Source organism: Streptomyces viridochromogenes (assembly GCF_001270495.1).
In the GTDB taxonomy this organism is placed as follows: Bacteria; Actinomycetota; Actinomycetes; order Streptomycetales; family Streptomycetaceae; genus Streptomyces; species Streptomyces viridochromogenes_A.
In genome coordinates, this window is the sequence record NZ_LGUR01000094.1 from 127,398 (window position 1) to 152,780 (window position 25,383).

The 25,383-nt window shown below is 67.5% G+C and carries 20 protein-coding genes; 8 read left to right on the plus strand and 12 right to left on the minus strand.

All coding sequences use genetic code 11. From position 1 onward, the window contains the following. Positions 1-3: 3 nt before the first annotated feature. The 3 genes from yidC (at position 4) to rsmG (ending at position 2,644) form a co-directional block, all read left to right on the plus strand. Positions 4-1,275 (plus strand): membrane protein insertase YidC, encoded by a 1,272-nt coding sequence (gene yidC / locus ADK36_RS10630; RefSeq protein WP_048581444.1) that lies wholly within the window; start codon positions 4-6, stop codon positions 1,273-1,275. Positions 1,276-1,290: 15 nt separating this feature from the next. After that, positions 1,291-1,803: a protein jag gene (locus tag ADK36_RS10635; RefSeq protein WP_048581445.1), complete on the plus strand. Its 513-nt coding sequence runs from the start codon at positions 1,291-1,293 to the stop codon at positions 1,801-1,803. A gap of 124 nt (positions 1,804-1,927) precedes the next feature. Further along, on the plus strand, positions 1,928-2,644 hold the full coding sequence (gene rsmG / locus ADK36_RS10640) for a 16S rRNA (guanine(527)-N(7))-methyltransferase RsmG (protein WP_048581446.1): 717 nt from the start codon (positions 1,928-1,930) through the stop codon (positions 2,642-2,644). Positions 2,645-2,763: 119 nt separating this feature from the next. Here the strand turns inward: rsmG and ADK36_RS10645 are convergent, their stop codons facing one another. After that, on the minus strand, positions 2,764-3,105 hold the full coding sequence (locus tag ADK36_RS10645; RefSeq protein WP_048581447.1) for a hypothetical protein: 342 nt from the start codon (positions 3,103-3,105) through the stop codon (positions 2,764-2,766). 586 nt (positions 3,106-3,691) lie between these two features. Between ADK36_RS10645 and ADK36_RS10650 the strand changes: the two genes are divergently transcribed. The 3 genes from ADK36_RS10650 to ADK36_RS10660 all read left to right on the plus strand — a co-directional run bounded on the left by ADK36_RS10650 (position 3,692) and on the right by ADK36_RS10660 (position 6,795). Continuing rightward, entirely contained in the window at positions 3,692-4,765 is a 1,074-nt protein-coding gene (locus ADK36_RS10650; RefSeq protein ID WP_078916202.1) for a ParA family protein, read from the plus strand. Then, positions 4,762-5,859, plus strand: coding sequence for a ParB/RepB/Spo0J family partition protein (locus ADK36_RS10655; protein ID WP_048581449.1), 1,098 nt, complete (start codon positions 4,762-4,764; stop codon positions 5,857-5,859). Before ADK36_RS10650 ends, ADK36_RS10655 begins: the two co-directional genes overlap by 4 nt. Before the next feature lie 318 nt (positions 5,860-6,177). Then, entirely contained in the window at positions 6,178-6,795 is a 618-nt protein-coding gene (locus ADK36_RS10660; RefSeq protein WP_048581450.1) for a GNAT family N-acetyltransferase, read from the plus strand. Positions 6,796-6,878: 83 nt separating this feature from the next. On the opposite strand, the gene trxA is transcribed toward ADK36_RS10660, so the two are convergent. The 7 genes from trxA to ADK36_RS10695 form a co-directional block, all read right to left on the minus strand. After that, the gene (gene trxA, locus ADK36_RS10665) at positions 6,879-7,211 is read right to left on the minus strand and encodes a thioredoxin (RefSeq protein ID WP_031484651.1); all 333 of its coding nucleotides are present in this window, start codon (positions 7,209-7,211) and stop codon (positions 6,879-6,881) included. 52 nt (positions 7,212-7,263) lie between these two features. Continuing rightward, positions 7,264-8,232, minus strand: a complete 969-nt coding sequence (gene trxB / locus ADK36_RS10670; RefSeq protein ID WP_048581451.1) for a thioredoxin-disulfide reductase — start codon at positions 8,230-8,232, stop codon at positions 7,264-7,266. A gap of 168 nt (positions 8,233-8,400) precedes the next feature. Further along, a complete protein-coding gene (locus ADK36_RS10675) occupies positions 8,401-9,324 on the minus strand; it encodes a membrane protein (RefSeq protein WP_048581452.1) in 924 nt (307 codons plus the stop codon). Next, on the minus strand, positions 9,321-10,061 hold the full coding sequence (sigM, locus tag ADK36_RS10680) for an RNA polymerase sigma factor SigM (protein ID WP_048581453.1): 741 nt from the start codon (positions 10,059-10,061) through the stop codon (positions 9,321-9,323). Before sigM ends, ADK36_RS10675 begins: the two co-directional genes overlap by 4 nt. 30 nt (positions 10,062-10,091) lie before the next feature. After that, positions 10,092-11,807, minus strand: a complete 1,716-nt coding sequence (locus tag ADK36_RS10685; protein ID WP_053197094.1) for a protein kinase family protein — start codon at positions 11,805-11,807, stop codon at positions 10,092-10,094. 136 nt (positions 11,808-11,943) lie between these two features. Then, positions 11,944-14,196 (minus strand): murein biosynthesis integral membrane protein MurJ, encoded by a 2,253-nt coding sequence (gene murJ, locus ADK36_RS10690; protein ID WP_053197096.1) that lies wholly within the window; start codon positions 14,194-14,196, stop codon positions 11,944-11,946. Positions 14,197-14,241: 45 nt separating this feature from the next. Further along, positions 14,242-16,650, minus strand: coding sequence for a DUF6049 family protein (locus tag ADK36_RS10695; protein WP_053197098.1), 2,409 nt, complete (start codon positions 16,648-16,650; stop codon positions 14,242-14,244). Between the two features lie 270 nt (positions 16,651-16,920). Here ADK36_RS10695 and ADK36_RS10700 point away from each other — a divergent pair, with 270 nt between their 5' ends. Beyond that, complete coding sequence (locus ADK36_RS10700; protein ID WP_053197100.1) at positions 16,921-18,393, plus strand: CCA tRNA nucleotidyltransferase; 1,473 nt, start codon at positions 16,921-16,923, stop codon at positions 18,391-18,393. A gap of 120 nt (positions 18,394-18,513) precedes the next feature. On the opposite strand, the gene ADK36_RS10705 is transcribed toward ADK36_RS10700, so the two are convergent. From ADK36_RS10705 to ADK36_RS10720, 4 genes are all read right to left on the minus strand, one after another. Then, on the minus strand, positions 18,514-19,035 hold the full coding sequence (locus tag ADK36_RS10705; protein WP_048581458.1) for an LppU/SCO3897 family protein: 522 nt from the start codon (positions 19,033-19,035) through the stop codon (positions 18,514-18,516). 110 nt (positions 19,036-19,145) lie between these two features. After that, positions 19,146-20,423 (minus strand): MFS transporter, encoded by a 1,278-nt coding sequence (locus ADK36_RS10710; protein WP_053197103.1) that lies wholly within the window; start codon positions 20,421-20,423, stop codon positions 19,146-19,148. A gap of 97 nt (positions 20,424-20,520) precedes the next feature. Continuing rightward, positions 20,521-21,603 carry an inositol-3-phosphate synthase gene (locus ADK36_RS10715; protein WP_053197105.1) on the minus strand — a complete coding sequence of 361 codons (1,083 nt, stop codon included), beginning with the start codon at positions 21,601-21,603 and terminating at the stop codon, positions 20,521-20,523. 44 nt (positions 21,604-21,647) lie between these two features. Continuing rightward, complete coding sequence (locus tag ADK36_RS10720; protein WP_048581461.1) at positions 21,648-22,331, minus strand: PadR family transcriptional regulator; 684 nt, start codon at positions 22,329-22,331, stop codon at positions 21,648-21,650. 352 nt (positions 22,332-22,683) lie between these two features. Between ADK36_RS10720 and ADK36_RS10725 the strand changes: the two genes are divergently transcribed. After that, a complete protein-coding gene (locus ADK36_RS10725) occupies positions 22,684-25,311 on the plus strand; it encodes a transglycosylase domain-containing protein (protein ID WP_078916201.1) in 2,628 nt (875 codons plus the stop codon). Positions 25,312-25,383 lie beyond the last annotated feature (72 nt).

Here is a 25,383-nt window from a genome sequence, read left to right on the forward strand (position 1 = left end):
TTAGTGGACACGATTGCCAGCCTCTTCAGCTTCATCACGACACCCGTCTCATGGGTCATCGTCCAGTTCCACAAGGTGTACGGCGCCATCTTCGGCGACAACACCGGGTGGGCCTGGGGCCTGTCCATCGTGTCCCTGGTGATCCTGATCCGTATCTGCCTGATCCCGCTCTTCGTGAAGCAGATCAAGGCGACCCGGGCCATGCAGACGCTGCAGCCCGAGATGAAGAAGATCCAGGAGCGCTACAAGAACGACAAGCAGCGTCAGTCCGAAGAGATGATGAAGCTGTACAAGGAGACGGGCACCAACCCGCTCTCCTCGTGCCTTCCCATCCTGGCGCAGTCGCCGTTCTTCTTCGCCCTCTACCACGTGCTCAACAGCATCGCCAACAACGACACCATCGGTGTCATCAACCAGAGCCTGCTGGAGAGCGCGCAGAAGGCGCACATCTTCGGGGCTCCGCTGGCCGCGAAGTTCACCGACAGCTCCGCGGACGTCGCGGCGCTCGAGGCCTCGCTGACCACGGTCCGGATCGTGACCGCGGTCATGATCGTCCTGATGTCGGCGTCGCAGTTCTACACGCAGCGTCAGCTGATGACGAAGAACGTCGACACCACGGTGAAGACGCCGTTCATGCAGCAGCAGAAGATGCTGATGTACGTCTTCCCGGTCATGTTCGCCGTCTTCGGCATCAACTTCCCGGTCGGTGTCCTGGTCTACTGGCTGACCACCAACGTGTGGACGATGGGCCAGCAGATGTACGTCATCCGCAACAACCCGACTCCGGGTTCCAAGGCCCAGGCCGCGTACCTGGAGCGGCTCACCAAGCACGTCACGCAGCACGGCAAGGCCCGCAAGCGCAGTGAGCGTGTCATCGTCAAGGCGATCGTCGCCAAGGGCCGCGACCGTAACGAGTACGAGCGCAAGTTCATCAACGGCCTGACCAAGGCGGGTCTCGTGGCGCAGGCCGACGGCAGCGTGGTGCAGGGCGAGAGTTCCGTCGCCACCGTGACCGAGGACGGTACGCCGACCGCGGCTGGTGCCCCCAAGCGTCAGCAGCCGAAGCGGCAGAGCAAGTCCCAGCGCCAGTCCGGCAGTGCGAAGCAGGCCGGTGAGCCGACCACCTCGCTCCAGAAGTCCGACGAGCCCGAGGACGCCCAGCCCGGCGCTGCCAAGAAGACCACGCAGAAGCCCGGCGGCAGCACCCGCAGCAAGGCCCAGTCCGGGCAGCGCAAGGGTGGCCCGCAGCGCCCCAAGTCCCCGTCCAAGAAGTAAGAAGGAGCCCATCCCGTGACGGAAGGCACCACCTCCGCCGCCGCCGAGGGTGCAGACACCCTGACCCGCCTGGAGCAGGAGGGCGAGATCGCGGCGGACTACCTCGAGGGTCTGCTCGACATCGCCGATCTCGACGGCGACATCGACATGGACGTCGAGGCCGACCGCGCCGCTGTCTCGATCATCAGCGACGCGGGCGGCCGAGACCTGCAGAAGCTGGTCGGGCGTGACGGCGAGGTGCTGGAGGCACTGCAGGAGCTCACGCGCCTGGCCGTGCACCGGGAGACCGGGGACCGCAGCCGGCTGATGCTGGACATCGCGGGCTACCGGGCCCAGAAGCGCGCCGAGCTCTCCGAGCTGGGTGCCAAGGCAGCCGCCGAGGTCAAGAACACGGGCGAGCCCGTGAAGCTGAAGCCGATGACGCCGTTCGAGCGCAAGGTCGTGCACGACGCGGTCAAGTCCGCGGGCCTGCGCAGCGAGTCCGAGGGCGAGGAACCGCAGCGGTTCGTCGTCGTGCTCCCCGCCTGATCGGCCCGTTCGTTCCCCCGGCCCCGTCTGCCCGCAGGCGGGGCCGAACTTTGTCAGCCTGATAGTTCTGGTGGTTCTGGTGTCGGCGCTCGGTGCGCCGGCGCATACGGAAGGACGGTCCCCCGTGACGGAGGCAGCGGAGCTTCCCCCTGCGCCCGAGCAGGCACGTGAGGTGTTCGGCGATCGCTACGCTGATGCGGTCCGCTACGCCGAGCTGCTCGCCGAGGCGGGTGTGCAGCGCGGTCTGATCGGCCCGCGTGAAGTGCCCCGCCTGTGGGAGCGGCACCTCTTGAACTGCGCGGTGCTCTCCGAGGTCGTGCCGGAGGGGGTGACCGTGTGCGATGTCGGCTCGGGCGCCGGCCTGCCCGGCATCCCTCTGGCCCTCGTCCGGGAGGACCTGAAGATCACGCTGCTTGAGCCACTGCTCCGGCGCACCAACTTCCTGACCGAGGTCGTGGAACTGTTGGGCCTCGATCATGTGACGGTGGTGCGCGGCCGTGCGGAGGAGGTCATGGGGAAGCTGACCCCGGTGCATGTTGTCACCGCACGAGCCGTGGCGCCGCTGGACCGACTGGCCACCTGGGGAATCCCTCTGCTGCGACCGTACGGCGAGATGCTCGCCCTCAAGGGCGACACCGCCGAGGAGGAGCTCAAGAGCGCGTCCACGGCGCTGAGCAAACTCGGTGCTGTGGAGACGTCCATCCTGCATGTGGGCGAGGGAGTGGTGGATCCGATGTCCACCGTCGTCCGCGTGGAGGTCGGGGAGAGCCCGGGAGGTGTCCGTTTCGCAGCGAAGCGTGCGAAGGCGGCCCGGTCGAGCCGGGCACGACGCAGGCGCTGACGGAGGGCAAGAGCCGCGTATCGAGTTCTGGGCAAAAGAGGTGCCCTTCCCGGGGATTTCCCCAGGGAAGGGCACCTCTTTTTTGTGTTTCCGGACTACTAAAACAACAGACCCCGAATTTACCGGTCGACGCAGTAGTCCGAAGCCAGGGAAATGGAGCGGCAGACCCGCTTGATGGTCACCGTGCCGCCGTCACCACTGTACGTCGTGGTGCCCTTGCCCTTCTTGTTCCACAGGGTGAAAATCCTGCTTCCGTGGCCGCTGCGCGTGTACTGCACGTAGACCTCGTTGTCGTCGTCGGCCAGGTCCTTGACGGCGGCAACGCCGTGGTCAGCGTTGGTGCGGTACGCCTGTCCCCAGATGGCCTTGACGTCCTGGTCGGCGAAGGCCGGCGTGGTGGCGGTCAGCATTCCGATGCCGATGACTACGGCAGCCGTGCGCGCGACATTCCTGGTCTTCATGGTGCTCCCCGTAATGCTTTTCTTTGATCAATTCGATGAAGCGGAGAGCGCGCGAATGTACTACCCGTAAATGGTGCCGGATTGGTCGACGTCCGGTGCCCCCCGATTCATTTCACACCCTACCTCGTTGATTCCCCGTCGAAATTCTCACGATAAATACCTTGAGGTGCATTTGGGTTGTATGGTGCGAGGGCGTTTCTTCCCGAAAGATCGCGATCGTCCCGCCCTGCGAGGGGGTGCCGGCTGTGGCAGAGGTCTCATATGTGGCGGCTGGGCGGGGATGGTGACACTCTGTCGACGCTCAGGGTGTACTCCGTAAAAGGGTACAAAACTACTCAGGGTGGAGTGTCGTGAAGCATTTTGGGATGACGCTGGCATCGTGTTTCACGTGAAACGTCGCTCACTGCTGCACGGCATCATCAGTCGCGGCCGCGCCGCGGCCGAACCTCGAGACCGAAAGCCCCTCGGTTCTCTCGGAGAGGGGGCTTCTGACGACGCTCCGTCCCCCCTGAGGGGCATGGAGTTGTCCACAGAGGTGGATTTCTCCACAGAACACCAGGCCTCACTGGTTCACGACCCCGAAGGCATGGGAGGCTCTGTTCATTGCGAGCCTGAAGTCGAGGAGAGTGAATCCTTGCGGTCCGACGCCAACATCGCGGGACCGATGACCGATCCGGTCCCCGGTCCCCGTACCGAGTCGATGGGGGAGGATGTTTCACGTGAAACACCGCCCCCGATGGACGACACTCCCATCGGTCGTGCTGCCCAACTGGCGGTGGAGGCTCTAGGCCGCGCCGGCGAGGGCCTGCCACGGCCCGAGCAGACCCGCGTCATGGTGGTCGCCAACCAGAAGGGGGGCGTGGGCAAGACGACGACGACCGTCAACCTTGCCGCGTCGCTGGCCCTTCACGGCGGCCGGGTGCTGGTCATCGACCTCGACCCGCAGGGCAATGCCTCCACTGCTCTGGGGATCGACCACCACGCAGAAGTCCCCTCCATCTACGATGTGTTGGTCGAGAGTAAGCCGCTCGCTGAAGTCGTTCAGCCGGTCCCTGATGTCGAGGGCCTCTTCTGTGCCCCTGCCACGATCGATCTCGCCGGTGCGGAGATCGAGCTGGTGTCTCTGGTGGCACGCGAGAGCCGACTCCAGCGGGCGATCCAGGCATACGAACAGCCGCTGGACTACATCCTCATCGACTGTCCGCCCTCGCTCGGCCTGTTGACGGTCAACGCGCTGGTGGCCGGGCAGGAGGTCCTGATCCCGATCCAGTGCGAGTACTACGCGCTGGAGGGCCTGGGCCAGCTATTGCGCAACGTCGACCTGGTGCGGGGGCACCTCAACCCCACTCTGCACGTCTCGACGATCCTGCTCACCATGTACGACGGCCGGACGCGGCTCGCGTCCCAGGTCGCGGACGAGGTACGGACTCATTTCGGTGACGAGGTGCTGCGGACGAGCATTCCCCGCTCGGTGCGTATCTCCGAGGCGCCGAGCTATGGCCAGACGGTGCTGACTTACGATCCAGGATCGAGCGGTGCCCTGTCGTATCTTGAGGCGGCACGCGAAATCGCGCTGAAGGGTGTCGGGGTCAATTACGACCCGACGCACGCCCACATCGGCGCCCAGAGCAACCCGAGCATGGCGGAGGGCATCCAGTGAGCGAGCGACGGAGGGGTTTGGGCCGTGGTCTCGGCGCACTGATCCCTGCTGCACCGACGGAGAAGACGGTGCCCCCGGCTGCGATGGGGGGCGCTGCTTCCACGTCCCCGGCCGCTGTACCGGTGCTGAGTGACCGTGGGGTGGCCGCGGCCAAGGTGGCCACACTGCCGCCTGTTTCACATGAAACCGAGGAGCCGGTGCTCAACGGCGCCGTCGAGGCGCCCGCACCTCCCATGGGCGCCCACTTCGCGGAAATCCCCCTCGACGCGATCACGCCCAACCCGAGGCAGCCGCGTGAGGTCTTCGACGAGGATGCGCTGCAAGAACTCGTCACCTCCATCCAGGAGGTCGGGCTCCTCCAGCCGATCGTCGTACGGCAGATCGGCCCCGCACGCTACGAACTCATCATGGGCGAGCGGCGCTGGCGGGCCTGCCGTGAGGCCGGGCTCGAAGTGATCCCGGCGATCGTGCGGGCCACGGACGACGAGAAGCTCCTCCTGGATGCCCTCCTGGAGAACCTGCACCGCGCTCAGCTGAACCCCATCGAAGAGGCGGCTGCCTACGATCAGCTGCTGAAGGACTTCAACTGCACGCATGACCAGCTGGCAGACCGCATCGGCCGTTCTCGCCCGCAGGTCTCCAACACTCTGCGTCTGCTGAAGCTCTCGCCCAAGGTCCAGAACCGGGTCGCCGCCGGTGTGCTCTCCGCCGGACACGCGCGGGCGCTTCTCTCCGTCGACGACCCGGAGGAGCAGGAGCGGCTGGCCTACCGAGTGGTGGCCGAGGGGCTCTCGGTCCGCTCCGTCGAAGAGATCGTGACCCTGATGGGCTCCCGCCCGCAAAAGACCCAGCGCTCCAGAGGGCCGCGGGCCGGCTCTGTCCCCTCTCCGGCGCTGTCCGACCTCGCGACCCGGCTCTCGGACCGCTTCGAGACGCGGGTGAAGGTCGAACTGGGCCAGAAAAAGGGCAAGATCACCGTCGAGTTCGCCTCCCCGGACGACCTTGAGCGGATCCTCAGCACGCTCGCTCCGGGCGAGAAGCTGGCGCTTCAGAAGAGTCTCCTGGACGGTGACGCGGACGAAGCCGAGCTCTGAGCTCGGTCTCGGGGTGTCCTTCCGGCCTACCCACGCGGGCCGTGTCCGGTGTGTACCGGAACACGGCCCGCACCTTTGCTTTCTGACGGTATCGATGGAATCGCTTCGTGGATACGATGCGTTCGGGTATGGCGCATCCACCTGGCAAGACCTCTTAGGGGAGGCGGGGTCCATGCGAACGGTGAGTCGCACCGGACTGGTGAGCGCGGGTCTTGGGCTGGGCGCGGTCGGCGGGTTCGTCGGCAGCCTGCTCAGGGAACGGAGCGCCCTGACAGCCGCTCGCGAAGCCGCGGGCGAAGGAAGCGAGGATCAGCCTTCATGGGGCGTCGGCTCGTACCGCTCACGCTGGACAACCTTCCGGACCTTCCCAAGCGCTGCCGCGCGTGTGTCTTCTGGGAGTTGGACCCGGTCAGCGGTGAAGCCGCGGTAAGAGCCGGAACCGCCGCCCTGGAGAAGGAATCCTGGATCTCCGCCGTCCTGCTGGACTGGGGCTCCTGTGGTCGGGTCGTCTACGTCGACGATGTGCCAGTGGGCTTCGTGCTCTACGCGCCTCCGGCTTACGTCCCCCGCGCGACGGCGTTCCCCACGAGTCCCGTGTCGCCGGACGCGGTGCAGCTGATGACCGCGTTCATCATGCCGGGCTACCAGGGCCAGGGACTGGGGCGAGTGATGGTCCAGACGGTCGCCAAGGACTTGCTGCGGCGGGGCTTCAAGGCGATCGAGGCCTTCGGAGACGCGCGCTGGAAGGAGCCGGGGTGTGTCCTGCCTGCCGACCATCTCCTGGCCGTCGGCTTCAAGACGGTGCGCCCGCACCCCGCCTTTCCTCGTCTGCGGCTGGAAGTGCGGACTGCGCTGTCCTGGAAGGAAGACGTGGAGATGGCGATCGACCGGCTGCTCGGGGCCGTGCAGAAGGAACCGGCGTTGAGGCCCCTCTAGAGCTAGGGCGTTCCAGAGCAGGCGCCGCTAAAGCGAATGGGCCAACCCCCTCGGGTTGGCCCACTCGTGTTTCACGTGAAACGTCACTCGGCGATGAAGTCCTCAAGGTCGCGGAGGATCGCGGCCTTCGGCTTGGCGCCGACGATGGTCTTGGCGACTTCGCCGTTGTGGTAGACGTTCAGCGTCGGGATGGACATGACGCCGTACTTGGCGGCCGTACCCGGGTTCTCGTCGATGTTGAGCTTGACGATCTCGATCTTGTCACCGTGCTCGGCGGCGATCGCCTCAAGGGACGGCGCGATCTGGCGGCAGGGTCCGCACCAGGCGGCCCAGAAGTCCACCAGGACGGGCTTGTCGCTCTTGAGGACGTCCTGCTCGAAGGAGTCGTCGGTCACGTTCTTCAGGGTGCCGGCCACGGCGGGCTCCTTAACTGGTTGATGCGTGGGGCGGATGGGGGTCAGGCGGGGGTCAGACAGAGGTCTTCTCGGGCTCGGCCTGCTCCTCGTCCGCGAGGGCGGCGAGGAAGCGCTCGGCGTCGAGAGCGGCGGAGCAGCCGGTACCGGCCGCGGTGATCGCCTGACGGTATGTGTGGTCGACCACGTCGCCGGCGCCGAAGACACCGGTCAGGTTGGTGCGGGTGGAGGGGGCGTCGACCTTGAGGTAGCCCTCCCCGTCCAGCTCCAGCTGGCCCTTGAACAGCTCGGTACGCGGGTCGTGGCCGATCGCGATGAACAGGCCGGTGACCGCCAGGTCCGAGAGCTCGCCGGTCTTGACGTTGCGCAGCTTCAGACCGGAGAGCTTCTGCTCGCCCTGGACTTCGGCGACCTCGCTGTCCCAGACGAACTTGATCTTCGGGTCGGCGAAGGCGCGGTCCTGCATCGCCTTCGAGGCGCGCAGGGTGTCGCGGCGGTGGACGATGGTCACCGACTTGGCGAAGCGCGAGAGGAAGGTGGCCTCCTCCATCGCGGTGTCGCCGCCGCCGATCACAGCGATGTCCTGGTCCTTGAAGAAGAAGCCGTCGCACGTGGCACACCAGGAGACGCCGCGGCCGGAGAGGGCGTCCTCGTTCGGCAGGCCGAGCTTGCGGTGCTGCGAGCCGGTGGCGACGATGACGGCCTTCGCCCGGTGGACCGTGCCGGCGGTGTCCGTGACGGTCTTGATCTCACCGCTCAGGTCCACGTTCACGATGTCGTCCGGGACGAGCTCGGCTCCGAAGCGCTCGGCCTGGCCGCGCATGTTGTCCATGAGCTCGGGGCCCATGATGCCGTCCTGGAAGCCAGGGAAGTTCTCCACCTCGGTCGTGTTCATGAGCGCACCACCGGCGGTGACGGCACCCTCGAACACAAGCGGCTTCAGCGACGCGCGCGCGGTGTAGAGCGCCGCCGTGTAGCCGGCGGGCCCGGAACCGATGATGATCACGTTACGGACATCGCTCACGGCTTGATTCCTCGTCTCTGGACTGCGTCGTCGGACCGGGGGAGCCCCTTTCAGAACTCTCACCCCACCCAACGGATCCTAAGGGGCGCGCATTCCCACTGTGTCCGGGCACACGGTCATGCCACACCGTGGGGGTCCAACTCAGGACGGAGACGAATCGCCGGGTGCTCAGGAACGCGGGTAGGAGTCCTTCAGCAGCACCTTGGCCGTGGTGGATGATGCCTGCTTCACACAGGTCGCATCCATGACGTAGACCGTGACTCGGCTGTCATTGGCGGCATCCCGCAACACGACGAGCAGAGCGTCCTTGCCTTGGTAGACGCCTTCCTCAGTGGCGAGCGCCGCGTCGTCGCGGCCGATGCCCTTCCTGACACACTCGGGCACTGTGATCTCGCGCAGGATCTGAGGGCTCTCGGTGTCGGGCTCGCCTACCGCACCCAGACTGCGTTCCGGCTTACGGGAGTCACCCGAAGAGCCCTCGCTCTTGGCGAGAAGGTCGGCGACCTGATTCTCCAGCTTCGCCGCGGAGAAGGTGTCGTTGCCGGTCTGCCCGCCGTCGGCCGATGGGCCGGCCCCTCCACCCATCAGTGAGGTCAGCAGCACGGAGCCGAGCCCCAGGGCGGCGGCCGTGAAGGCGGCGCCGAGGATGGCCACCTTGCGACGTCCGGCCTTCTTACGATTCTTGCGGCCGGGACCGGTGGTCGAGGAGCGGGCGTGGCCTGCGGGGCGGTCTGCTGTAGCCGATGTTTCACGTGAAACATGGACGCTGTCGCCGGCGCCCGAGGCCGGGCGGGCGTCCCCGAGGAGGAGTGTCGCTTCGGTGTCATCGGGCGCCGTGGCGTTCAGCAGAGCCTCCGCGGCGAGCGCGGCATCGATGCGTCCGGCGACATCGGCAGGCATACGTGCGGGGCCGGGCAGGGTGCCGAGCAGTTCCCGGATTTCCTCCAGGGAGGCGTGGACGTCCGCGCACAACTCGCACTGGTCCAGATGCCGCCGTAGGTCTGCTGTCCTGGACGGAGGGAGAAGGCCCTCGGTGAGGTCGGAGATCTCGGCGACGTCCGGGTGCCCGGCCGTGTCCGTCGTGGAAGTCACGCTCGCCCACCTCCGCCCTTCACTGCAGCTGAATCACTCGGCCCGGTATCTCGCGGATCCGTGGCCGGTGGCCCCGTGGGATGTGGACCCGCTGCCGGTGGGACGGATGTCCCCTGCGTCCGGTTCCGCCTCTCGCCGGAGTCCTTGCCCCCGCCGGCGCTTTCCGGCCGTAGATGGGTCAGGAGCGGCAGGAGTCTGGCTCTACCTCGCGCGCATCGGCTCTTGACCGTGCCGGTCGGTACATCGAGGACCCGGGCGGCTTCCGCGACCGGGTATCCCTGCATGTCCACCAGGACGAGCGCCGCACGCTGGTCCGGCGGAAGCGTGCCGAGTGCCTCCAGCAGCTGCCGGTGCAGATCGTTGCGCTCGGCCGGAGCGGACGCCTCCTCGTGGGGCTCCAGCAACTGCTCCAAGCGCTCGGTGTCGTCGACGGGGGAGGTCTTCCGGGAGGCCGCCTTGCGGGCGCGGTCCAGGCAGGCGTTCACGGTGATCCGGTGCAGCCACGTCGTGACCGCCGACTGGCCCCTGAAGGTGTGGGCGGCCCGGTAGGCGGATACGAGGGCGTCCTGGACGGCGTCAGCGGCTTCCTCGCGGTCGCCGAGCGTACGCAGGGCCACCGCCCAGAGCCGATCGCGGTGACGCCGCACGAGCTCACCGAAGGCGTCGGGGTCGCCCTTCACGTGGAGGGCTAGGAGATCCCGGTCGCTCGCGTCGCGGTGAGCGGTGCCATCTGCCATCGGACCCCCTCCCCTTGGATCTCGTGAGTTCTAGCCGGTGAACTTCAGGTCGGTGACGGCCTGCTTGTATCCGGCGCCGCTGTACTGGTCCCCGTTCGCATGGGGCATGGCGGTCAGCCATACGAGAACGTACTGGGTCTTCACCGGCTTGGTGACCTTCACCGTCGCACTGGTGCCGCTCGTCGTGACGCTGCCGATCTTTTCCATCGAGTCCAGCGACGAGGGTGTCAGGGAGTCCGAGGCGTAGAGGGAGACGGTCGTGTGATCGCCGGGGTACAGAAGCCCTATCGAAGCGGCTGACACCGTCTGAGCCGAGCCGAGGTCGTAGACGATGCCGACCCCCGACTTGTAGGCGGTGATGTCCGGACCGTCGATGAAGCTCTTGCTGCGCCAGTACGTCGAGCTGTCGCCGTCGTACGTCTTGCCCACGTCCTCCGGCGCCTGGGCCCCGCCCTTGGCGACGAACTCCTGGGCGTTCTGGATCTTTATCGGCTTGACCGGCTTGGCCTTGTCGCTGTTCTTGTCGTTGTCGTCCGTCGTCTGCGTCTGGTTGCCGTCCTCGGACTTGCCGCCCTGGTCCATGAGCGCGTCCGCGAGCTGCCAGCTGCCGAGCCCCAGGGCAGCGATCAGGAGGGCCGAGACGGCCCACTTGAGCGCCCTGCCGGTGCGGCTCTGGAGTGGGGGCGGCGGAGTCGGTACCGGCTGCGTGGCACCCGGATGTGGCGCCTGGCGGCCGTAGGTGCCCTGCTGGTACGTCGTGCGCTGATAGTCCGGCGGGGCCGTGAACGCGGGCTCCGGTGGGCGAATGCGCGGCATCTCGCCGATCGCCTTCACCAGCTCCTCCGGCGTCGTGCACGCGGACTCGTGCCGGGACGCCGTCGCACCGTCGTTGACGAGGGCACGCATGGCCAGCTCGGACAGGCCACGGTGGACGCCGGCGCGCACCTGGTCGGGGGCGATCAGGCCGACGTCCTTCGGCAGCCCCGACAAGCCGTATGCGTCGCTCTCGTACGGCCAGCGCTGGGTGAGCGCGGCGTACAGCAGGGCGCCGATGGCCTCCGTGTCGGTGCGCTGCGGGGTGTCGGAGCTGACACCGCGCAGCGCGGCGTTCACCGCGAGACCGCGGATGCGCCACTGGCCGGTCGACGTGCGCAGCACGGCGTTCGGGTTGAGGCGGAGATGGGCCAGGCCCTCCCGGTGGGCGGCGGCCATGGCTGCGGACACCTGGGTGACCATCTGGTAGGCGTCGTACACCTCCAGCGGGCCCGGGGCGAGCAGCGTGCTCAGTTCGGTGGCGTCGGGGAGCCACTCGTGGACGACGTAGACGAGGTCGTTCTCCTCGACGGCGTCGAGGACCTGGACGAATCGGGGGTCACCGAGCAGCGCGGAGGAGCGGGCCGAGGCCAGAACGGACCGGGCCCGGGCGTGGTCCGCGGGCAGGATGTGGACGCCGACGGCGCGACGGAGCTTCTCGTCGACCGCACGCCAGCTGCTGAAACCGTCCAGACGGGTGACGCACTCCTCGAGGCGGTAGCGTCTGGCGAGCTTGTGGCCGCTGTGCAGCTCGGGCGGTGAGGCTTTTCCGGGACCTTCGGTCCCGCCACTCCCCTGTGCCTCGTCGATGTCCGTGTCCTGCTCCCGATTCTTGGCCACCCCGTCGGCCGTGGACTGGTCCGCCTGAGCGGTCAGCGGCTCGTCGCCGCTGTTGTCTGCCACGTCGACGGCAGCCGTGCTCCGTTCCGCCACCGTCGTTCCTGCCTCCCCATCCATTGCGCGCCGTTCGACTCCGTGCGCGCCGTCCGACGCCGAACCAATTGTGCCCACAGTCCGCCGCTATGCACGACACACGATGGCGGACGATGGTTGTGCGCGTACCCCCGCCTCAGCGGCCCAGGCGCCCGCGGACCATGCCGACCAGCGAGTTCAGCTCCTCGATCCGCATCCGGCGGGCGGCGACGAAGAAGATCCCGATCAGCACGGCTCCACCGGCCAGCAGTGCGGCGAACGAGCCGAGAACGCCCTGTCCCAGGGTCTGGGCGATGCCGTAGCAGGCCGCACCGCTCAGCAGCGCCGCCGGCACCGAGGCGATGCAGAGTCTGGCGTATGTCCGCATCACGCGGGCGCCGTCGAGGTCGCCGCCGAGCTTCTTGCGCAGTCGGCTCCAGGCGACGCCGACGCCGATCGCGTAGGCCAGGCCGTACGAGGCGGCCATGCCCACCACGGCCCAGCGGGCCGGGATGACGAAGTAGCAGGCGGCCGACGCGACGGCGTTGACGGCCGCCACGATCACCGTGTTGTAGAAGGGGGTCCGGGTGTCCTCATAGGCGTAGAAGGCGCGCAGGACCACGTACTGCACGGAGTACGGAATGAGGCCGAGGCCGAAGGCCATCAGCATGTAGCCCATGTTGGTGGCCTCGCTGGTGCCCGAGGAGCCGAACATCAGCGTGCACATCGGGATGCCCAGGCCCAGGAATCCGAAGGCGATGGGGACGATCGCCACCGCCGTCGTGCGCAGCCCCTGGGAGATGTCGTCGCGTACGGCACCGCTGTCGCCCTCCGCCGCCGAGCGCGAGAGGCGCGGCAGCAGGGCGGCCATCAGGGAGACGGTGATGATGGCCTGCGGCAGACCCCAGATGAGCTGGGCGTTGGCGTAGGCGGCGAAGCCGGTTCCGTCGACGTCGGAGTCGACTCCGGCGGCGGTGGACAGCTGGGTGACCACGAGGGCACCCGCCTGGTTGGCCAGGACGAAGAGGATCGTCCACTTGGCGAGCATCGCCGCCTTGCCGAGACCGTGGCCCTTCCAGTCGAAGCGCAGCCGCAGCCGGAAACCCGTCTCACGCAGGTACGGGATCATCGCAAGGGCCTGGACGACCAGGCCGAGCAGGACACCGATGCCGAGGAGTCGCTGGCCCTCCGGGGGGATGTTCGTGACGGCCATGCCGGAGCGCTCCGCGGTGCCGTACACCCAGAGGAACATCCCGAGCGTCACGATGATGACGATGTTGTTCAGGACGGGCGTCCACATCATCGCGCCGAACTTGCCGCGGGCGTTGAGGATCTGTCCCATCACCACGTGGACGCCCATGAAGAAGATCGAGGGCAGGAAGTAACGGGTGAAGGTGACGGCCACCTCGTTGGCGGCGGGGTCGTTGGCGACGGGGGTGGACAGGGCCCTGACCAGGAGCGGCGCGCCGAACATCGCGAGTGCGGTGAGTGCGGCGAGCGCCACCATCACCAGGGTCAGCAGGCGGTTCGCGTAGGCCTCGCCGCCGTCCTCGTCGTCCTTCATGGCACGCACCAGCTGCGGCACGAAGACGGAGTTGAGGCCGCCGCCCACGGTCAGGATGTAGATCATCGTCGGCAGCTGGTAGGCGACCTGGAACGAGTCACCCAGCAGGCCGAGGCCCAGTGCCGAGACGATCATCATGGAGCGGACGAACCCGGTGAGCCGGGACACCATCGTGCCGGCCGCCATCACGGCGCTCGACTTCATCAGTCCTGCGGCCCGCCCGCCCTTCTTCGGCGCGGACGCTGGCGCGGACGCCGGAGCAGGTGCCTGGGCGGGCGCCGAGGGCTCGGTGGCGGCAGGCGGCGTAGGCCCTTGATACGGCCCCGCCGTGGGCGCCGGGGAAGGCCCCGGAACCGTCGGCGGCTGGTACTGCGGATGACCGCCCTGCTGCTGGTCCCGGAAGAGGTGCGCGAAGGCGTCGTGCTCGGGGCGCTCCTCGGCGGAGTGCGAGACGAGGTCGTCGACGCCCACGTACTGGGTCGTGCGGGGGTCGTCGCCGTACGGCAGGTACTGGGTCGGGCCCTCCGGCTCGGGCGCCGGGGTCTGCGCCCACACGTGCGGGTCGGGGGCGTACGGCGACTGGGGCGGCTGGGCGTAGAGCGACTCGGGCGGCTGGTACGTGCCCGGTGGGGGCGGCGGGTGGGCGGCGCGGTCGTACAGCGCCTCGGCGACCGGGTCCTGGGCGGAGAGGTCCTGCGCCCGGTAGGGGTCCTGGTCGTAGGCGTCCTGGAGGTACATGTCCGCGGGGTGTTGCGGCGGTACCTGGCCGTGCTCGGGCGGCGGGCCCTCGGGGTGCCCCGTGGGGCCCGCGGGCTGGCCGCGGTCACCGTCGTACGGCGCGTTCATGGTTACCCCACCTCATCGTCCCGGGCCCACCGGCCACGACATCGCTCAACGGTCCACTCTCTCACCCGTGCCGGACGGGTCGGCGCTTTCCGCTGCGGTGTCCGGTGCAGGGTCACTCGGCTGCTCCGGGGCGTCTGCCCGGGTACCGGTGTCCGACTCTTCCTTGCGGAGTTCCTCGGGCGTGAGACCGTGCCCGGGGCCTTCCGGGTTCTCCGGATCGCCGTCGGATTCGCTCGCCTCCTGGGAACCGTCCTCCTCGGCCGCGCGGGCCGCCGCGCGCTTGCGCTGCGTGTACATACGGAATCCGGCGAGGACGAGCAGAAGGAAACCGCCGCCGATGACCAGCATCACGGTGGCCGTGAACTCGGTGACCTTCACGTCGAAGGTGACGGGTGCGCCGTAGCGCTGGCCGTCCTCCGTGAACAGCTGGGCGACGACCCTGGCCTGGCCGTTGGCCTGAGCCGACGTGGTGAACTTCACGGTCTGGCTGTGTCCGCCGGAGACCGTGACGCGTTGTTCGTCGAAGGACTCGCCGCCGATCTCGAGGCGCCGCGGGCTCTGCGAGGTGAGCCGCAGCACCAGGTGATCGACGCCCTGGACGAGATTGTTCTGCACGGTCACGGGGATCATGGCACTGCGGCCGGAGAGCTTGGTCTCCGACTTCTCGATCAGCGTGACCTGCCCGGCCAACGAGTCGACGTAGGCCTCGATGCCGTTGCGGTAGTCCGCTGCCTCCGCGGAGCGGCCGCGCCACGACGTGGACATCTCGCGGTTCATGGCCCGCCCGAAGGGGGTCACCACCCGGGACTGCTTGGTGAGGATCACCTTGAACTTGTCGAGCTTGTCCTGTGTCGTGGCGACCTGCTCGAAGGCCGATCGCGGCAGCTGCTGCTTGCGCAGCGAAGACGGGTAGGTGGAGGCCGCCGGCACCTTCGTGGTGGCGCTGGAGTCCGGCTTGGCCGTGGCCGCGGTCGTGAGGTCCTGGGACTGGGACCACGTGCCGTCCTGGAGCGCCGAGACCGCCTCGGCCATCGCCTGGGCCTGGCTCGTCGTCGGCATCCGCTGTGGGGCTACGACGATGCTGCGCTGCTTGTTCGTCTGGAGGTCGAGGGCCAGGCTCTGGGCCAGGAACCTCTGCACGGCGAGCGTCGAACTCGATGCCTTCGTCAGGTTGCCCTGGAATGCCGTCGACATCCGTGCGTCCGCGACGACCGCCGTCGTACCGCCGCCGATGGGGCGGGCCGCGGAGGGCGTGTAGGGCAGGCCGCCCGTCTCCACGAGGCTGTCGTTGCGAGCGATCACCTTGTCCGCGCCGGCGGAGGTGGCGACCTTGACGATGGACGGGTCGACGGCGCCGTTCACCGGCCAGGCGAAGTCGGTGGTCGGCTGCACGTGGAGGATCGAGTCGACCGTGTCGGCGGCGACGTCGGTGGCCTCCTTGAGGTGGTTCAGGGAACCGGTGACGTTGGTGCCGTTGTGCGCCAGGGAGGCCAGGTCGGGGTCGGCGAAGGGCAGGGCGACGACTTCCTTGTCCTGCACCGCCTCCTGCAGTTCGGCCAGCCACTGCGCGGCGACCGTCCGATAGCCGCCCGGCCTGGTCGTATCGCCCTCGCCCTGGACGCGATAGCTCTCTGTCATGGCATCCACAGAGGCCAGCAGGTCGGGGTCGATCACCCAGGTGATGTCGAGCTTCTTGCCCAGCGACACGAGCTGCTGCAGTCGGCCGCCCGGGGAGATCTCCTTGGCGAGGTCGTCATCACGGAAGACCGGTGTCTGTGACTCGTCCGACCCCGTCTGCGCGGTCATGTGGGAGGAGGAGACGAGCGGCCACAGAACGGTCGTCCGGGTCTTCGTGCCGGCTTCGTCTGGCTGCCATGGCAGGAACGTCCGCTGGATGCCGAGCACCTGGTCCCACGGCTGAGCGGACGTCTCGCCGGACAGCGAGACGGCGAACTGGTAGACCCCGTCCTCTCCCAGGTCCAGCTTGTCGACCGGCACGGAGATGCTGAAGGGCTGGGAGACGCCTGGAGTGAGCTTGGAGAACTCCTGGGAGTATTTTCCGCCCACCGGGGCTCCGTCGAGGCCCTCCTGGTAGCTGGTACGCGCGGCGACCGTGTCGATGGCCGAGCGGGTGTTCAGGGGCGCCCCCAGGCGCAGGTCCACCTGTGCTTTCGTGACCGCCTGCTTGCCCTGGTTGGTCACCGTGCCGGACACGGTCAACGTGTCGCCGTCACCGGGGACGGTGGGAGTGAGCGAGTCCACAGCGACAGCCACCGAGCCCGAGCCGGAAGCGGCCTTCAAGGAGTCCTGCCCGGCGGCGTACGTCGGGGCGGGGGCGGACAGCTGGAGCATGCCTGCCAGCAGAGGCGCCCCGGCGAGCAGTGCTCCGGTGCGCCGCATCCACCGGCGGGCAGGTGAGGGAGTCATCCCCTGGAAGTCTGCCGCCTCGGCCACGCGCTCGCCCGTCCCTCGTCGTCGTCAGTGGTCGTCGGAATGTGCGTCCACGCATGGTAACGATGCGCGCTGAGGGGAAGTGCCGCGGTCTCCACCACAAGATCGGTTCGGACCGTCGTCGTGTCCCGTATGTGCCCCTATAAAGGGGAGCGTTTTCGTACGTCGCAAGGGCAGGCATTGTGCGTGTATTGACGGAGCTGTCTGTGCCCTCGGATGTGCACCTTTAATGGAGGCGCTCCCGGTCGCCCGGGCCACGTACCCTCTTTTGTTGTGCCGAACGCCAACGAAGACAAGCCCAGCGCCCTGAGTCAGGCGCAGCACCGTGCGGTGAGTGAACTGCTGCGGGTTGCCCCTGTCGCCGACGACCTCGCCCGCCGTTTCCAGGAGGCCGGGTTCTCACTCGCCCTGGTCGGCGGGTCGGTCCGGGACGCGCTGCTCGGCCGGCTCGGCAATGACCTGGACTTCACGACCGATGCCCGTCCCGAGGACGTGTTGAAGATCGTGCGCCCGTGGGCGGATGCCGTGTGGGAGGTCGGTATCGCTTTCGGTACGGTCGGCGTACAGAAGGAAGCCCGCGTCGGCGACGCTGATCGGTGCTTTCAGATCGAGGTGACCACCTACCGATCGGAGGCGTACGACCGGACCTCGCGCAAGCCCGAGGTGTCGTACGGCGATTCGATCGAGGAGGACCTCGTCCGGCGTGACTTCACCGTGAACGCGATGGCCGTCGCGCTTCCGGAGAAGGAGTTCGTCGACCCGCACGGCGGTCTGGAGGACCTGTCGGAGCGTGTGTTGCGTACGCCGGGCACTCCCGAGGAGTCCTTCTCGGACGACCCGCTGCGCATGATGCGGGCGGCGCGCTTCGCGGCACAGCTCGACTTCGAGGTGGCTCCCGAGGTCGTCGCGGCCATGAAGGACATGTCCGGCCGTATCGAGATCGTCTCGGCGGAGCGGGTGCGGGACGAGCTGAACAAGATGATTCTCTCGGGCCACCCACGCAAGGGTTTGGCCCTGCTGGTCGACACCGGGCTGGCCGACCACGTGCTGCCCGAGCTGCCGGCTCTGCGTCTGGAGAGCGACGAGCACCACCGGCACAAGGACGTGTACGAGCACACGCTGATCGTTCTGGAGCAGGCGATGGCGTTGGAGGAGGAGGGGCCCGACCTGACCCTCCGGCTGGCCGCGCTGCTCCACGACATCGGCAAGCCCCGCACGCGCCGCTTCGAGAAGGACGGCCGGGTCTCGTTCCATCACCACGAGGTGGTCGGCGCGAAGATGACGAAGAAGCGCATGACCGCGCTGAAGTACTCCAACGAGCTGGTGAAGGACGTCTCACGTCTGGTCGAACTCCACCTGCGGTTCCACGGCTACGGCACGGGAGAGTGGACGGACTCCGCAGTTCGCCGCTATGTCCGTGACGCAGGCCCGCTCCTGGACCGCCTCCACAAGCTGACCCGCTCAGACTGCACCACGCGTAACAAGCGCAAGGCGGCCGCGTTGTCCCGTGCTTACGACGGACTGGAGGAGCGGATCGCTCAGCTCCAGGAGCAGGAGGAACTGGACGCCATCCGCCCCGACCTCGACGGCAACCAGATCATGGAGATCCTCGGTGTCGGGCCAGGGCCGGTCATCGGGCGGGCGTACAAGCACATGCTGGAGCTGCGGCTGGAGAACGGGCCGATGGGGCCCGACGAGGCAGCGGCGGCGCTCAAGGAATGGTGGGCGCAGGAGTCGGAGGCCTGAATCGAGCCGACACGCGAAGAGCGGCGCCATGTTTCACGTGAAACATGGCGCCGCTCTTCGATGTTTCACGTGAAACGACGACGCGTGCAACGACGGCCGCCAGAAGCAGCCTGAGTCAGATCAGACGCTCTTGAGGCACAGCAGGAACTCGTCGTCGCTGGTGCCCGTCTTCATCGTCTCGGTGTAGAAGCTGGTGGCCCCCTCGACCTTGCCGCACTCGGTCTCGGCGGTGAGCTGCGTGTAGTGACCCTTGACCTTCTTGAGCACCTTCACCTCGGCGTCGGAGGAGGAGCAGTCCACGACCTCCAGGGCGTCGTCCGATACGGACGACGACGGGGCCTTCAGGCAGTCGCCCACGGCGGCGTTCTTGGCGTCGTCCTGGCTCATTATGTAGCCGACGATCATCATGCCGGCGACGATCACAACGGCGCCGACGGTCTTGATCGTCTTGAAGCTGACCCTGCGACCCGGCTGCTGTGGCGGAACCGGCGCATACGGCGCCGCGCCCTGCTGGGGGAACCCGGGCTGGCCCGGCTGCTGCGGGTAGCCACCCTGGGGCGGGTACGGTGCCTGGGCCTGGGGCTGGCCGTACGGGTTCTGGCCCTGGGCGAACGGGTTGCCCTGGGGCGGCGGAGTGGTCACTTGGGGATCCCCCTAGAACGTGGGTGCGTGGCGCGAACTAAGCGCGGAAATAAGACGCACGTAAGTTACCGGTCCCCTCTGACACCGGAGTCGCCAGGAGTGGCTCTGTGTCATTGATGTGACACGGACTGGCGTTCAAAGCGGGCCATAGTCGCAGCAACTGCCGCGTAGATAACGGCGACTGTGACCACGAGCGGCACGGAGCGGCCGTCCGGCGGCAGCATCAGGGCGGCTACACCTGCGGCGCCGACGAAGGCGACGTTGAACAGCACGTCGTAGACGGAGAAGATCCGGCCACGGAAGCCGTCCTCGACCGAGGACTGCACGATCGTGTCCGTCGCGATCTTCGCCCCCTGGGTCGTCAGGCCCAGCACGAATGCCGCCACCAGCATGGGAGTTGCGGCGAACGGGAGGCCGAGTGCGGGCACCAGGAGCGCGGCGGCCCCCGCGCACACGGCGATCCAGACGCCCGAGCCCAGCCGTCCCACAGCCCAAGGGGTCGCCACCGCCGCAGTGAAGAAGCCGGCGGCCGACATCGCCAACGCCAGCCCCAGCAATGCGAGTCCGTCATCGGCGTTCGAAGAGAAGGCGTACCGGCAGAGCATCAGCAGCATGACCAGCAGGGCGCCGTAGCAGAAGCGCATCAGGGTCATCGTGAACAGAGCCCAGGCGGCCTCTCGGCGAGGCGGGGTGGCGAGATGACGTACGCCCGCCGCCAGGTCGCGCGCTGTGCCGGACAGGGCCGCCGCGAGCCCCGGCTGCACCAACTCGCGATCGGGGCCGAGCAGTTCCGGTGACATGCGCAGCGACGCCAGCCCTGCGCACAGGTACAGCACGGCTCCCAGAAGGACCACGGCCGCATCGGAGTCCCACGCCACCAGCCGTACGACGAAGGCCAGGCCGGCGCCCGCGGCCGCGGCGAGCGTTCCGGCGGTCGGGGAAAGGGAGTTGGCGATCACGAGCCGCTCTTCGTCGACGACGCGCGGCAGTGCCGCGGACAGGCCGGACAGGACGAAGCGGTTGACGGCGGTGACGCACAGGGCGGAGACGTAGAAGAGCCAGTCCGGGACTTCGGTGATGATCAGGGCGGCCGTCGCCGAGGCCAGTACGGTGCGCGACAAGCTGCCGTAAAGCAGCACCTGGCGGCGGCGCCAGCGGTCCAGGAGGACGCCGGAGAAGGGGCCCACCAGGGAGTACGGCAGGAGCAGTACCGCCATCGCGGAGGCGATCGCGGCGGCCGAGGTCTGTTTCTCCGGGGAGAAGACGACGTAGGTGGCGAGCGCGGTCTGGTAGACGCCGTCCGCGCCCTGCGAGAGCAGACGTACGACGAGCAGGCGCCGGAAGTTCCGGAAGCGCAGCAGGACCCGCAGGTCGCGTACGACGGACATGGGGCACAGCCTCACATATGGGGAGGGTCCCCGGGCGGTACAACCCCGGGGACCCTCAACAGCTCTGGCAGGAGCGTTCTAGTGCGGCGCCGTCGGCTTAGCGCTCGACCTCGCCCTTGATGAACTTCTCGACGTTCGTGCGCGCCTCGTCGTCGAAGTACTGGACCGGCGGGGACTTCATGAAGTAGCTCGACGCCGACAGGATCGGGCCGCCGATGCCGCGGTCCTTGGCGATCTTCGCGGCGCGCAGGGCGTCGATGATGACGCCGGCGGAGTTCGGGGAGTCCCAGACCTCGAGCTTGTACTCCAGGTTCAGCGGGACGTCACCGAAGGCGCGGCCCTCGAGGCGGACGTAGGCCCACTTGCGGTCGTCGAGCCAGGCAACGTAGTCGGACGGGCCGATGTGGACGTTCTTCTCGCCGAGTTCACGGTCGGGGATCTGCGAGGTGACGGCCTGCGTCTTGGAGATCTTCTTGGACTCCAGGCGGTCGCGCTCGAGCATGTTCTTGAAGTCCATGTTGCCGCCGACGTTCAGCTGCATCGTGCGGTCCAGGACGACACCGCGGTCCTCGAACAGCTTCGCCATGACGCGGTGCGTGATCGTGGCACCGACCTGGGACTTGATGTCGTCGCCGACGATCGGGACGCCCGCCTCGGTGAACTTGTCCGCCCACTCCTTCGTACCGGCGATGAAGACCGGCAGGGCGTTGACGAAGGCGACCTTGGCGTCGATGGCGCACTGGGCGTAGAACTTCGCCGCGTCCTCGGAGCCCACGGGCAGGTAGCAGACGAGGACGTCGACCTGCTTGTCCTTGAGGATCTGGACGACGTCGACCGGGGTCTCGGCAGACTCCTCGATGGTCTCGCGGTAGTACTTGCCGAGGCCGTCGAGGGTGTGGCCGCGCTGGACGGTCACGCCGGTGCGCGGCACGTCGCAGATCTTGATGGTGTTGTTCTCGCTGGCGCCGATGGCGTCCGCGAGGTCGAGGCCGACCTTCTTCGCGTCGACATCGAAGGCGGCGACGAACTCGACGTCACGGACGTGGTACTCGCCGAACTGGACATGCATCAGGCCGGGGACCTTGGACGCCGGGTCGGCGTCCTTGTAGTACTCGACTCCCTGAACCAGCGACGCGGCGCAGTTGCCGACGCCGACGACGGCTACGCGAACCGAACCCATTCCGGTTGCTCCCTGTGTGTACGAGTGAGGCCCTGACTGGGCTCTCACGTGGCGGTGTCGCCGGGCGAATCCGTCCCGGGGGTATCCCCGGGACGGGGCAGATCGCCCGGCTCTCCAGATGTGGTGTCCTGCTGAGTGGGCCCCCCGGAAGCGGAACCCTTCAGGTCCCGCCCGGCCCGCTCGCTCTCGATGAGCTCGTTCAGCCAGCGCACTTCGCGCTCCACGGACTCCATCCCGTGGCGCTGGAGCTCAAGCGTGTAGTCGTCGAGGCGCTCCCGCGTGCGGGCGAGAGAGGCGCTCATCTTCTCCAGGCGCTCCTCCAGCCGGCTGCGACGGCCCTCCAGCACGCGCATGCGCACGTCCTGCGGGGTGCGTCCGAAGAAGGCAAATCGGGCAGCGAAGTGCTCGTCCTCGTACGCGTCAGGGCCGGTCTGCGAGAGCAGTTCCTCGAAGTGCTCCTTACCTTCTGCCGTCAACCGGTAGACGATCTTGGCGCGACGCCCTGCGAGTGGTGCGGCGAGGGCGTCCTCGGTGGTGCTCCCCGGTTCCTCGATCAACCAGCCGTTGGCGACCAGCGTCTTGAGGCAGGGATAGAGCGTGCCGTAGCTGAACGCACGGAACACGCCCAGCGACGTATTGAGTCGTTTGCGCAGCTCGTAGCCGTGCATCGGGGATTCGCGGAGCAGTCCGAGGACGGCGAACTCGAGGATCCCGGAACGTCGGCTCATCCCCTCGCCTCCTCGTCATATCTCGCGCTGATGTATCGACTCGATACATCAAGACGATAGAACGGCCTCCCGGACGCGACAAGTGGGGGAACGGTGAACGGGATCACATCAACGATTCATGTGGAGCGAGTTGCCTGATTTGGGGTGAAGTTCGGGGCTAGTGGGGCTTTGACGGTGCGTAGTCTGTGCGCCATGCACAGCACTGGGAACCGAGTGACGCCTGAGGGCGTCGTCGTCCTTGGTGCAGTACGGGTGAATGCGGAACCGACCGCATCCGTACTTCGGGGGGACCGGAAATCAGCCGCCGTTGTCAGGCGCGCAGGGGTGCGCCTGCCCGAGGAGTAGTCGTTCGATGAGCGAGCACCGTCGCAAACCGCCGCAGCCGCAGGGAGGCGGACGTGCCGCGACCCGACGCGGCCAGGCCGGCTTGTCCTCCGGCCGCCGAGCGGCACCGCGAGGCGCCACCGGATCTCCTTCCGACTCGTACGGGTCGGGTACCAGCGGTTCGGATGGCGAGGAACGTCCGTATGGCGGACGCGCCGAGGCACGGCGCGCTGCCCAGAGAGGCGGAGGCAGCCGCCGTAGAGCGGCCGAACCGGCCCGGGGCGGCCGCCGTGGCGCTCCCGGCGGGCCGAACGGCCCCGGGCGCGGCAGAGGCCGTGGGGGCCCGCCCGACAAGAAGCGGCTCATCGACTATCCACGCGCGGGCAAGTACGGCGCGGCGCGCTGGGTGCCGTCGTGGCGGCTGATCACGGGCATCTTCCTCGCCTTCATGGGTGGCCTGGTCGCTGCGGCGGGCATGGGCTACGCGATGGTGGACATCCCGAAGGCCCAGGACACCGCCCTTGCGCAGAACAACGTCTTCTACTGGTCCAACGGCAAGCAGATGGCGGCGACCGGCGGTCAGACGAACCGCCAGCTCGTGAGCAACGGCGAGATCCCGAAAGAGATGAAGAACGCGGTGGTCTCCGCCGAGAACGCGTCCTTCTATGACGACAAGGGCATCGACCCGGCCGGTATCGCGCGGGCCGTCGCCAACATGGCGAGGGGTGGCGAGACGCAGGGTGGTTCGACCATCACCCAGCAGTTCGTGAAGAACGCCTACCTGAGCCAGGAGCAGACGCTCTCCCGGAAGTTCAAAGAGCTGTTCATCTCCATCAAGGTGAACCAGAAGATGACCAAGGACGACATCCTCGCGGGTTATCTCAACACCGCCTACTACGGCCGCAACGCCTACGGCATCCAGGCTGCGGCCCAGGCGTACTTCGGTGTGGACGCCGAGAAGCTCACTCCCTCGCAGTGCGCTTTCCTCGCTGCCGTACTGAAGGGCCCGAACTTCTACAACCCCGACGGCGGTGTGGGAGCGAATGCCTCCAAGGAGGCAAACACCAAGCGGGCCAAGGAACGCTGGGCGTGGATCCTGGACCGCATGGTCGAGGTCAAGCGCATGACTCCGGCGGAGCGGGCCGAGGTCGGCGACTTCCCCACGTTCAAGAAGCAGAGCTCCAACCTGTCCGGTCAGTCCGGCTACCTCATCGACATCGCCAAGGAGTACGTCGCCAAGAAGGCGGGTCTGTCCCCCGAGGACCTGGAGAAGGGCGGCTACCGCATCTACACGACCTTCGACAAGCAGAAGGTCAACGAGCTGGCGGCGGCCGTCGAGAAGACGCAGAAGAGCTTCCTCGACCCCAAGAAGCGCGAGAAGGACAAGTACGTCCAGTTCGGCGGCGCGTCGGTCGACCCCAAGACCGGAGCCATCGTCGCGCTGTACGGCGGAGAGGGCTACAACAAGGGGCACTACTCCAACAACGCCAACACCCTGGGTGTGCCGGTCGGATCGACCTGGAAGCCCATCGTCCTGGCCGCCGCGATGAAGTACGGGACGTACGAGACCAACGGAAAGGCACTCTCGCCGTTGGCCAAGTACAACGGCAACGACCTCCTTGAGATCAAGGACCAGAACGGCGACCCGATCATGGGCGATAACGGAAAGCCGTTCCGCCAGAAGAACGAGGGCACCACCGCCTGGGGCGAGGTGACGCTCAGGAAGGCCATGGAGCAGTCGATCAACAGCCCGTTCGCGCAGCTGGGTATCGACGTCGGCTTGACCAGGACCCAGGAGATGGCCAAGGACATGGGCATCTCGGAGGCCTTCTTCGACAAGGCCAACCTCAGGAACGTGTCCTTCTCGCTCGGTACGTCGACGCCCAGCGCCATCCGTATGGCGGACGCGTACGGCGCCTTCGCTAACGACGGCAAGCACTTCGAGCCGTACTCCGTCACGAAGGTGGTCCACGAGGGTAAGCCGCTCGAAGGGTTCGAAAAGCCCGAGGAGCAGCCCGCCATGGAGGCGAACGTCGCGCACAACGTGACGGACGTCCTGGAGAACGTGGTCCAGAACGGCACCGGCAAGAAGGTCGCGGACATCGGCTTCCCGGTGGCCGGCAAGACGGGTACGACCGACGAGAACAAGTCGGCGTGGTTCGTCGGCTACACCAGGGAACTGTCCACGGCCGTGACGCTGTTCCGCACGGACCCCGCCAAGGGCAAGCTGCTGTCCATGAACGGCACGGGTGGTGTGACGTCCATCCACGGTGGTGACATCCCGGCACAGGTCTGGAAGGACTACATGGTCGAGGCCATGAAGGGAGTCACTCCCGAGGCCTTCCCGCCGGCCCAGCCCATCGGTGAAATCATCAACGACACCCCGACCCCGAGCGCGATTCCGACTCCCACGGAAACCGTGGAGGAGAGTCCGAGCCCCACGCCGACGCCGTCCGAGTCGCTGACGTCGCCGTCGCCTACGGCGACCGAGACCTGCGGCGAGTTCGACTGGCAGTGCAACAACGCCAACGGCGGACAGAACGGCGGCTCAGACGGGGGCGCGACCTCATCGCCGACACCCACGGAGACGGAGACAGACAACTCGGGAGGTAATGCCAACGGCAACGGAGGCATCTTCGGCGGGTCGTCAGGCTAGATCGGCAGGCTCACGCGACGCGAGAAGGCCGGTGGCCGGCACCCACGACACAGGGTGCCGGCCACCGGCCTT